This is a genomic window from Nonomuraea sp. NPDC049784, assembly GCF_040659615.1.
Classification (GTDB): Bacteria; Actinomycetota; Actinomycetes; order Streptosporangiales; family Streptosporangiaceae; genus Nonomuraea.
This window is the reverse complement of the sequence record NZ_JBFAMX010000357.1, coordinates 1-10,360: the sequence shown is the minus strand read 5'-3', so window position 1 is coordinate 10,360 and position 10,360 is coordinate 1. Positions and strand designations below refer to the sequence as shown.

The 10,360-nt window shown below is 72.2% G+C and carries 8 protein-coding genes and 1 pseudogene; 3 read left to right on the top strand and 6 right to left on the bottom strand.

What is annotated here, in order from left to right; translation table 11 throughout:
* From AB0J09_RS42695 to AB0J09_RS42685, 3 genes and pseudogenes are all read right to left on the bottom strand, one after another.
* Positions 1-1,175 (bottom strand): annotated as a pseudogene (locus AB0J09_RS42695) (TIGR02680 family protein); the annotation flags it as partial.
* Positions 1,172-2,374, bottom strand: a complete 1,203-nt coding sequence (locus tag AB0J09_RS42690; protein ID WP_360704338.1) for a TIGR02678 family protein — start codon at positions 2,372-2,374, stop codon at positions 1,172-1,174. The gene AB0J09_RS42690 and the pseudogene AB0J09_RS42695, both read right to left, overlap by 4 nt.
* A complete protein-coding gene (locus tag AB0J09_RS42685) occupies positions 2,371-3,960 on the bottom strand; it encodes a TIGR02677 family protein (RefSeq protein ID WP_360704335.1) in 1,590 nt (529 codons plus the stop codon). Before AB0J09_RS42685 ends, AB0J09_RS42690 begins: the two co-directional genes overlap by 4 nt.
* A gap of 124 nt (positions 3,961-4,084) precedes the next feature.
* Between AB0J09_RS42685 and AB0J09_RS42680 the strand changes: the two genes are divergently transcribed.
* A complete protein-coding gene (locus tag AB0J09_RS42680; RefSeq protein ID WP_360704332.1) occupies positions 4,085-4,498 on the top strand; it encodes an SRPBCC family protein in 414 nt (137 codons plus the stop codon).
* Positions 4,499-4,614: 116 nt separating this feature from the next.
* Here the strand turns inward: AB0J09_RS42680 and AB0J09_RS42675 are convergent, their stop codons facing one another.
* The 3 genes from AB0J09_RS42675 to AB0J09_RS42665 are packed head-to-tail and all read right to left on the bottom strand — an operon-like array spanning position 4,615 to position 9,201.
* The gene (locus AB0J09_RS42675; RefSeq protein ID WP_360704329.1) at positions 4,615-6,747 is read right to left on the bottom strand and encodes an ATP-dependent RecD-like DNA helicase; all 2,133 of its coding nucleotides are present in this window, start codon (positions 6,745-6,747) and stop codon (positions 4,615-4,617) included.
* Between the two features lie 34 nt (positions 6,748-6,781).
* Positions 6,782-8,059: an erythromycin esterase family protein gene (locus AB0J09_RS42670; protein ID WP_360704326.1), complete on the bottom strand. Its 1,278-nt coding sequence runs from the start codon at positions 8,057-8,059 to the stop codon at positions 6,782-6,784.
* On the bottom strand, positions 8,056-9,201 hold the full coding sequence (locus AB0J09_RS42665) for an acetate/propionate family kinase (RefSeq protein ID WP_360704323.1): 1,146 nt from the start codon (positions 9,199-9,201) through the stop codon (positions 8,056-8,058). The genes AB0J09_RS42670 and AB0J09_RS42665 overlap by 4 nt, the downstream gene beginning before the upstream one ends.
* Before the next feature lie 108 nt (positions 9,202-9,309).
* Between AB0J09_RS42665 and AB0J09_RS42660 the strand changes: the two genes are divergently transcribed.
* The gene (locus AB0J09_RS42660; protein ID WP_360704320.1) at positions 9,310-9,798 is read left to right on the top strand and encodes a 2Fe-2S iron-sulfur cluster-binding protein; all 489 of its coding nucleotides are present in this window, start codon (positions 9,310-9,312) and stop codon (positions 9,796-9,798) included.
* Positions 9,795-10,360: FAD binding domain-containing protein (locus tag AB0J09_RS42655; protein WP_360704317.1), on the top strand; the 566-nt coding region annotated here is incomplete at its 3' end. The genes AB0J09_RS42660 and AB0J09_RS42655, both read left to right, overlap by 4 nt.

Genomic DNA, 10,360 nt, shown 5'->3' with positions numbered 1-10,360 from the left:
GCCGTGGCTTCGGCCGAGGAAGCCGACTCCTGCTTGGCCGCGGAGGAGCGGGCGGCCGCACCCGCCTGGTCGCGGAGGCGGGCGGCCGTCTCGTGGGCGGCCTGCGCCTCCGTGCGGAGCCGGTGCAGCTCGGAGCCCGACGCGTACGCCTCGCTCTCCTTGAGCCCGTCGATCTGCGCGGCCAGCGCCAGCTCCTGCGCCTCTTCCTCGCCCAGCCGCGCGGTCGTGGCGGCCAGCTCGCCTTCGACCTCCTTGAGCGCTTCCCGCTTGGCCTCGGCCTCGGCCGCCAGCGAGTCCTGGGCGCGTCCCGAGGACGTCGCCGCCGCGGCGGCGGCCCGCAGGACGCGCTGGGCGTAGCCACGCTGCCGGACGGCGAGCCGGTCGGCCTCCTCCACGTCGCGGTCGAGCAGCCGCAGCTCCTCGCGCTGCCGGTCAAGCCGCTCGAACCCTTCGGCGATCTCGTGGATCTCCCCCTCACCGAGCGGCGGCAGGGCGCTCGACAGCAGGTCGGACAGCAGACCGGGGTCGAGGCGTTCGGAGAGCTTGGGTGTGCGCAGCTGGCGCAGGGCGGTGAGGAGCGAGTCGTAGCGCTGCTCGTTGAGCGCCGGATAGAGCGTCTGCCGCACGACGGTGCGGTAGGCGTCGGCGGACTCGTGGACCTTGCCCGACGTGCCGAGCTCCTCGACGAGCTGGGCCTTGGTCAGCGGCTGACCGGCTTCGCCGGTGAGCCGGATGCCGTCGGCGGTGTCGACGCGGGCCTCGGTCGTGAAGTAGACGGCGGTGACGTTCTTGGTGTGGATGGTGGCCTGAAGCCGGGCGCCGCAGGTGAACCAGCGGCCGTCGGCGTGCCGGAACTCCAGCCACACGTAGCCGACGCGGGTGGTGCCGCCGGCGCCGTCGCCCATCAGGTTCCAGTGCATGGTGCGCTCGGTGCCGCCGAACGTGGACAGCCGGCTCGGCTTGAGGCTGGCGTCGAGCACGTACGGGAACAGCAGCTCGAGCACCTTGGACTTGCCGCTGCCGTTCGGCCCGCGCAGCAGCAGCCTGCCCCGATGGAACTCGAACACCTCGTCGTAGTAGCGCCACACGTTGAGGATGCCCGCGCGTACGGGGACCCAGCGGGAGTCCATTCCGTGCGCGGCGCGGGCGGCGGCGGTGAGCTCGGTGACTGTCATGAATCCTCCTGGTCGGCCGTGTCGACCCGGTAACGGGCCGCGGCGGGCAGGGCGGCGACCCGGTTACCCGTGCGGCGGGCCAGCCCGAACATCGTGAGCACCTCCAGCGCGTCGGCGGCCAGCCGCGACCCGCCCCCGTCGGACTGGTACGCCCTGGCCCACAGCGGGAAGCGGCGCAGCAGCTCCGTGGCCTCGGCGTCGAGCCGGGCGGTGGTGACGGGGCCGGATGAGACGAGCAGGTCGAGCATGAGCAGGGCGGCCACCTTGGCGTGGCTGCCGTCGTCGGGGAACCTCGTGTCCGTGGCGGTGGCGTCGGTGTCGATGAGCAGGAAGCCCTCGGCACGTTCCTCCAGTACGAAACCGGCCTCCTCCGCGACGCGGCGGATGAGCCGGCGGCCGGTGAGTGAGGCCGCGTAGGCCGACTGGTCGGCGGTCAGTTCGTCGCGGTAGACGACGGGCTCGTCGAGCAGACGGCGGATGAGCGAGTGCCTGGCCCACAGGGTGCGCTGGGTCTCGGTCGGCTCCTCGCCGCCGTACCGCGCCTCGGTGGTGAGCGCGGCCGGCACGGCGCCGCGGCGGCCCGCCTCCTCGAACGCGATCCGCGAAGGGGGCACCGGGGCGGCGAGGAGCCTGATCACCCGGGTCGTGTCCACGCGGTAGAGCACCTTGGCTGCCTCGTCGTCGAGGTAGGCGTCGGTCGCGCCGTCCATGGCGATGATCGCGCCGTAGTGTTCGAGGAGTTTGAGCACGTCCACGAACGCGGCCCGTTCCCCGCCCTTGACCGGGTCGAACGCGGGCACCTCCGCCTCCACCGCGGCCGCCTGGACGACGCGCCGGGCCAGCATGCCGATCGTGGTGACCGGCGAGGTGAGCAGTTCGGCCGCGCACAGGCAGAGCAGCGTGTAGCGGCGGCGGTCGAAGGGGGCCCTGGTGGCGCGGCGGCGCAGGGCGGGCCGGGTGGCGCTCGCCTCGGACCTGACCTTGACCAGGCGGGCGTACCCCTGGCGCGGCTCCACGACCAGCCGCCAGCCGCAGAAGTAGTCGAACCACTGGATCAGCGGCTGCCGCCGTTTCGTGATCAGGTCGAAGGCGGCCGGGTCGTCGTGCTGGGACACGAGGGGCCGGCCGAGCAGGGTTCTGATCGCCCGCGCGATCTCCTCCTTCTCGGCCCTGACGAGCTGGTTGGCCAGGCTGCTCATGCGCCCACCACCCGTCTCCGCGGCCCCTCGCCGGCCGCCCAGCGACGCGCGTCGGGCATCCGGCCGCGGGCGGTCTCGAGCGAGCGCACGTCGATGAGGTAGTCGGGCCCCCGGAACCACCCCTCCGAGGTGCGCAACACCGCCACCGCCCCGTCATCGGGAGCCCGCAGCACGATCTCCACCCGACCGTCGGAGGTCACGGCCCGCCGGAACCCGGTCGAGTCGGGCCGCTCGGCCAGGGCCCTCCCGACCAGATCGAGCAGCCGCCCGAACGTCTCATGATCGAGCTCCCCCATCTGCGACAGCCGCATGGCGCCGGTGGTGGACAGTGCCGACCAGGCGGCCTCCAGCTCCGCCCGCTCCTTGCCGGCCCGCGCCCTGCGCTCGGCCCGCAAGGAGTCGACGTCGCGTACCCTCCCTGTACGTCCCATCCGCTCGTTGCGCCCGCGCGCACGCAGCAGCGCCGACACCTCCACGGGTTCGGCCTCCGGCCACGGCACGCCGGCCGGGATCAGCTCGGCGTCCGCGTGCCCCAGGTGCGCGTGCCGGGCGGAGCCCAGCCCGAACGCCGCGTCCCACAGCCGATGCGCGTCGTCCTCGCTCGGCGCGCCCGCGAACCAGCGGGCCAGCGTACGGAAGTCGGCCGCGGCGCTGGAGGAGCGGCGGCGGGAGTCGGTGATCCGGTCGAGCACCTGCAGCAGCGACACGATGGCCCGCCGCGCCACGTCATGGAGCAGCCGCACCCGCGGGACCGCGCCGTCGTCGGGCGCGAACCACAGCCGCAGCCCCTCCCACCTGGCCGCCCTGGCCGCCAGCCACGCCGCAGTGTGATCCGTGCCGGGCGCCTTCGGCAGATCGGCCCCGTCGAGCGCCCGCGCGTGCAGCACGTCGACGCCGTGCCCGGCCACCGCGCGCACGGCGGCGGCGATGGTGTCGCCGCGCTGCTCCAGATTGCCTGCGAACTCCTGCAGGTAGGCCACCGTGGCGCCCTTGACCTCGTGGTACGTGCTCAGCTCGGACGCCTCGACGCGCAGCAGCCGCTGCAGCTCGCCGTTGAACCGCTTGGTGTTGTCCCGCAGCCCGTCGAGATGGGCCTCCAGCTCCTGCAGAGCGGCGAAGATCCGCCGGTCGCACCTGGAATCGGGATCACGCAGCAGCCCCTCCAGCTCCCCCAGCCGGTCGGCGATCGCGTCGAGCACAGCGGTCTGCAACGCTCCGGCCGAGCCCAGCACCGCCATCGCGTGCCGCACCCCGGCGTAGGCCGCCTCCCCCCGCCTGGTCAGCGAATACTGCAGGTTCTTCCGCTCGTACTCCTCCGCGGTGGCGAAACTCCCCGCATGGTTGAAGATCACGTCGAGCAGCCCCCACCCCGCGAGCTGCTTCAGCGTCCCGGTCAGCTCTTGCTCGCCGACCGGCGCGTACCACCCCACCGCCCGCAGCCCGTCCCGCACCTCGTCCACCGTCAGCGCCGCCTCGAGCCGCTCGCCGGCCTCGCCGAAGGCGCTGAGGACCGCCGTATGCAGGTCGGCCCGCTCGGTGGAGGTGAACCGGAACATCTCGGGCGGCACCCGTGGCTGCTCAGCCATCGCCGCGCTCCCCTCGCCGCACGATTCCCATCCGCGCCACCGTAGCGGCAAGCCCCCGCGCCACGACCGCGGTTTGCGAGCAGATCACACGGGTACGGCGGTGGCATTGGAAGGAGGGCTGGGGATGGCGGAGTTCGAGGCGACGCGCGGCATGCCCGCGAACAGCGCAATCGTGTACGGAGTCGCGTCCGATGTGGACATCATGGACAGGTGGCTGCCGCAGGGCCTGTCGGTCGCCGACGCCGGCCCCGGCACTCTGGAGGCGGGCGGCGATCTGGTGCCCGGGCCAGGGCCTCACGAGGGGCTGTTCCGCGCCTCGGAGGCGCAGCTGCGGGTGGAGTGGGGCGGCCGCGACCACCCTGGCTACGCGGGCTGGCTCCAGGTGTCCGATACGGCCGGCGGCACGAGCGAGGTGACCGTGCACATCTCCCTCCTCGACGAGCCCGACTCGGGAGCACGGGCCGACGAGGTGCGCGAGCTGCTCGACCGCTCCCTCGACCGGCTGGCCGACGAAGTGAGCCGGCACCTGTCGGCCTGACCCTTTCCTTGCCGCGAGGCCGCCCTTTGCACTCGGTTTGCACGCCGTGAGAAAGGGACCCCTGCCGACGTGCGGCGGGGTGGCGGAGGTACCCAGGTCAGTCGCAGTGACGGGGGCTAGTCGTCGAGAGCCAGCGCGAGGCGGCGGGCCAGGCCGGTGTTTCTGCGGTGGCCCAGCCGGTGGACCGCCATCTCCAGCGCCTCCCGCTGACCCACCAGCACCACCCACGCCTTGGCCCTGGTCACCAGCGTGTAAAGGAGCTTGCGACGCAGCATGATCCCGCCCGACTCGGCGACGATCGGCGCCACCACGAACGGGTATTCGCTGCCCTGCGACCGGTGCACGCTGATGGCGTAGGCGTGGGTCAGGTCGTCGAGCTCGTCGAAACCGTAGCGAACGCGCTCCCCGTCGTCCGTCAGGATCTCGATCGCGCGCTCCTCCTGCACGACCGCCGTGACCGTCCCAGTCTCCCCGTTGAAGACGCCTTTGTCGTAGTTGTTGCGGATCGGCATGACCCGGTCGCCCACCCGGAAGACCGACGCGCCCGACCAGTGCTCCGGCTTGTCGTCGGCCGCCGGGTTGAGCTGGTCCTGGATCAGCCGGCCGAGCGTCGTGGCGCCCGTCTCGCCCTTGCGCATCGGGCACAGCACCTGGACCTGGCCGGGCTCGACGTTCTGCTTGCGCGGGATGGCCACCATCGCCAGGTGGGCCACCCGCCGCGCGACCTGCGCGGGATCGTCGAGCTCCTCGAACCAGAACCCGCCGGCGGCCGTGCGGACCGGCAGCCGGCCGGCGCGGATGCGGTGGGCGGCGTCGATGATGCCGCTGCCGCCCGCCTGCCGGAAGACGTGGGTGAGCTGCACCCGGGGGATCGCCTCGACCCTCAGCAGGTCGGCGAGCACGTCGCCGGGCCCGATGCTCGGCAGCTGGTCGCTGTCGCCGATGAGCAGCAGGTGGCTCCCGGACGACACGGCCGCGGCCAGCCGGGTGGCCAGGTGCAGGTCGAGCATGGACGCCTCGTCGACCACGATCAAGTCGGCCTGCGACGGCCGCTCGTCGAACAACGTCTCCGGGTCGGGATCGGGCTGCTGGGCGAGCATCCGGTGCACGGTCATCGCCGGCATCCCGGTCAGCTCGGACAGGCGCTTGGCCGCCTTGCCCGTGGGCGCCGTGAGCGTCACCGTGCCGCCGGCGGCCCTGACCGTGGTCGCGATGGCCTTCACCGTGTGGCTCTTGCCGCACCCGGGGCCGCCGGTGATGACGGAGACGGTGCTGGTCAACGCCATGTTGACGGCAGCGCGCTGGTCGTCGTGGAGCCCGGGGTCGTCACGGAAGGAGCGCAGCGGCAGGGTCGAGCGGGCCCGCGTGAGCCGGGTGATCTGCTCGGTCAGCGCCGCCTCACGGCTGTGCACGTGCTTGGCGTAAATCACCGGTGTGCCCAGCTGGTCGGGGCCGGCCTCCACGACCACCCTGCGGTCGGCCACCAGCGCGTCGATCATCGGGCGCACGAGGGACTGGTCCTGCTCGATCAGCTCCGCCGTCTCCCTCACCAGCGTGGACATCGGCACGAAACAGTGTCCGTCGCGGTTCCCGGCCGCCTCCAGCCGGTCGAGCAGCGCCGCCTTGACCCGCTGCGGGCTGCGCTCCGGCACGCCGGACTGCAGCGCGATCTTGTCGGCGATGCGGAACGCGATGCCGCGCACCCGCCCGATCAGCCGGTAGGGGTCGGTGGCCAGGACCTCGTCGGCGTCCTGGCCGAACACCTGGTAGATCTTGGCCGCCAGCAGGGGGCTGACCCCGAGCCCCTGGAGCGTCACCATCAGCGCGGCGATCGCCTTCTGCTCCTGCCACGCCTGGACGATCTGGCCCTGCCGCTGCGGCCCGATGTTGACGACCTCGGTGAGCCGCTCGGGCTCGCTGTCGATCACCTTGAGCGTGGCCTCGCCGAAGTGGTCGACGATCGCGTACGCCAGCCGCGGCCCGATCCCTCTGATCAGCCCCGACCCCAGGTAGATCCGGATGGCCCGCACCGACGAGGGCGCCACCCGCTCGCACCCGCTCACCGCGAACCGGCGGCCGTAACGCGGATGTCTGCCCCACTCACCGAACAGCCGCAGCGTCTCGCCCGGCTGCACCCCGGCCAGCGCCCGCCCGGTGGCCACGAAGTCGGGCTCGCCGTCGGCGCTCATGCGCGCGACGGTGTATTCGTCCTCCCGGACGTAGACGAGCTGCTCGACCGACGCCTCCACACGAGAGATCCAACCACCCGCCACCGACAAACGGTCACATGGCGGTCGGGTAAGTCTCCGGTTCGGTGTCTCCCCACGGCTCGCCGTGCAGCGGGTGCAGCGCCTTGGTCTCGTCCAGCCAGATGAACGCGTCGTAGCGGCGGCCCACGACCGTGGGCACGTAGTTGCCCCAACGCTCGCGCTCGGGATGGTAGACGACGCCGATCGCCCGGTGTCCCATGGGCTCGTCGTAGAAGGCCGCCCTGGACCCTTCGGGCGGGACCACGAACAGGGCCTCCGGCGTGGCGGCGTCGTGCAGCAGCGCCTCCAGAGACGCGGGCCGCGCGGGCGGCACCCGCATGACGTGGTGCTGGGCGCCCCACCGGTCGGCGGCCACCACGGACCCGCGATGGGTGCCGAACCCCACCAGCACGGCGTCCCGGCCGTGCCGCTCCCGGGCGAGCTGGCCGAGGTTGGTCATGCCGGCGGCGGCCATGTCCGTGGCGCGGGCGTCGCCGACGTGCGTGTTGTGCGCCCACACCACGCCCTTGGCCCCGGAAGAACCGGCGCCGTGGAACTCCGCGAGCCGGTCCATGGTGTCGGCCATGTGGATGTCCCTGACGTTCCAGGATTCGGGACCTGCCCGCATCATGGTCCGGTAGTAGCGCTCGGCCCCGGCCACGACCTCGGCGTTCTGCCGGACGCTGAAACCCTGCTCGTCCTCGGGAGCCGCGTGGATCACGGACTTGAGCAGGTTCACCACCTCGTCCTCGCAGGTCTCCGGGATCAGCCGGGTGGCCAGGCCGTACTGCTGCGGGTCGTGGCCGTAGGCCTCGAAGCAGTACAGCGCGCCCATGACCGAATCCATCTCGTCCGGCAGCTGGGCGGCGGCGTAGCGCCGTACGGCGCGCAGCGACTCCCACAGGCTGTAGACGTCCAGGCCGTGGAAGCCGCAGCGCTCGTCCGGCGGGAAACCGGAGTTCCAGCGCCGCAGCCACCGGCAGAACTCCACGACCTCGTGGTTGGCCCACATGAACGTCGGCCAGCGCCGGAATGCGTAAAGCGCCTCGAAGGGATCGGTGTCGCCGGTTACGGCCCGATGCACCCGTTCGCAGTCGGGCCAGTCGCCCTCGACCCCGACGAACCCGAATCCCTTCTCGGCGATCAAGCGGCGGGTCAGCTCCACCCGCCAGGCGTAGAAGTCGTGCGTGCCGTGGCTGGCCTCGCCGATCAGCACGAATCTGGCCTCGCCCACGCGTTCCAGCAGCGGGTCGAGGTCCCCCGGGCCGGTCAGCGGCAGTGCCGACCGGCGTACCTCGTCGAGAACCGTCATTCGTCCTCCTCCGCGAGCATCCGCAGGCATTCGCGGGCCAGCTGCAGTTCCTCCCGCACCTGGACCACCATGACGGGGACAGCCGAACCGAACGGGCTGACCGGTCCGTCGTCGTGGCGGTTGCCCAGGGAGGGAGGCTCGATGCCGAGCAGGCCCAGCCGCCGGCAGACGGCCTCGCGTACTTCTGGCTGGTCCCAGCCGATCTCCCCCGTGAAGACCAGCGCGTCGATCCGCCCCAGCGAGGTGGCCGCGGCGGCGATCTCCCTGCTCACCCGGTGGCTGAACACGTCCAGCGCCAGCTGCGCCGCCGCGTTCCCCTCCTGTGCGGCCGCCACCAGGTCGCGTGTGTCCCCCGACAGGCCCCCCGACAGCCCGAGCAGGCCGGAGCGCCGTTCCAGCCCCTCGCCCAGTTCCTCAAGCGTCAGATGGTCCGATGAGAGCAGCCACAGGAGCATCCCGGGGTCCACGCTGCCCGAGCGCTTGCTCATGGGCAGCCCGTCCAGCGGCGTGAAGCCCATGGACGTGTCCAGGCTGCGCCCGCCCGAGACCGCGCACACCGAGGACCCGCCGCCCAGGTGCGTCAGCACCAGGTCCAGCTCGGTCAGCGGCTTGCCGAGCAGCTCGGCCGTCCGGTCGGCAGCCCACCCGTACGACAGGCCGTGGAAACCGTAGCGGCGCAGGCCGAACCGTTCCCGCCACGAGAGCGGCAGCGCGTAGACCGCGGCCTCCTCCGGCAGGCCGGCGTGGAAAGCGGTGTCCGGGCAGAGCACGTGCGGCACGGCCGGCAGCTCCTCGCGGGCCGCCTCCAGCAGGGCCAGCGCCGGCGGCAGATGCAGCGGCGCCAGGCTCGTCAGGCCGCGCAGCGCCGCGGCCGTCTCGTCGTCGGCCACGGCAGGGGCGCGTACGAGGTCGCCGCCGTGCACGAGGCGGTGCGCCACGGCACGGATGTCGCGGCCGAAATGCCCGCCGAGGAACGCCGACAGCTCCTCCCTGGCCGAGCCCGGGTCGATGGCGCACTCGGCATGCGCGCTGTCCAGCACGCAGCCGCCCTCCACGAGGTCGAGGCGGAGGCTCGACGAGCCGGCGTTGACGGTGAGCACCGCCGCCGACTCCGTCATCTGCTCGTCGATCGCCCGGCTCATCCCGCTCGGCTACCCGCCGACGAAGGCACAAAACGGGACGAAATCCCGGGGCTCCTGCTTTACCGCCCTCAGGGGTTGTCTCGTCTGGACCTCGGGTAGGCGTGCGCCATGGACATCACCCTGAAGGTGAACGGCGTGTCCCGCGCGGTGCACGTGGACCCTCGGATGTCGCTGCTCGACCTGCTGCGCGAACGGCTGGCACTGATCGGCGCCAAGAAGGGCTGCGACCACGGGCAGTGCGGGGCCTGCACGGTCCTGATCGACGGGCGGCGGGCCAACTCCTGCCTGGCGCTGGCCGTCGCGATGGACGGCTCGGAGATCACCACCGTCGAGGGGCTGGGCCGGGAGGACGATCTGCACCCCCTTCAGGCCGCGTTCATCGAGCACGACGCGTTCCAGTGCGGTTACTGCACGCCGGGGCAGCTCTGCTCCGCGGCCGGGATGCTGGGCGAGCCGGGTCCTAGCGCCATCACCGACGACATCCTCGCCGACCCGGACCTGACCCCGGAGGAGATCAGAGAGCGGATGAGTGGCAACCTGTGCCGGTGCGGCGCCTACGTCAACATCGTCAGCGCGATCGCCGAGGTCGCGCCGTGAAGACCTTCGAGTACGCCCGCGCGGAGAGCCCGTCGGACGCGGTACGCAGGTTCGGGCCCGGCGCCATGTATCTGGGCGGCGGCACCAACCTCGTGGACCTCATGCGCCTCGGAGTGGCACAACCGGACCACCTGGTGGATGTCAGCCGGCTGCCGCTCGACGCGATCGAGGAGGTCGGCGACCGGGTCCGCGTCGGCGCCGCCGTACGCAACAGCGATCTGGGGGCCGATCCCCTGGTGCGCTCCCGCTATCCGATGCTGGCGCGGGCGGTGCTGAGCGGCGCGTCCGGCCAGGTGCGCAACATGGCGACGGTCGCCGGCAATCTGCTGCAACGCACCCGCTGCCCGTACTTCCAGGACGTGACCAGGCCGTGCAACAAACGAGAACCCGGCTCCGGATGCCCGGCCATCGAGGGCGACCACACGAACCTGGCCATCCTCGGCACCTCACACGCCTGCGTGGCCACCCGGGCAAGACTAGACAATGTCGGTTTGCTACCTATTCGGCCGGAAATATGCAGGGTGCGGATGATTCGCTTTGCGGGCATCCGGGGCGTTTCCCG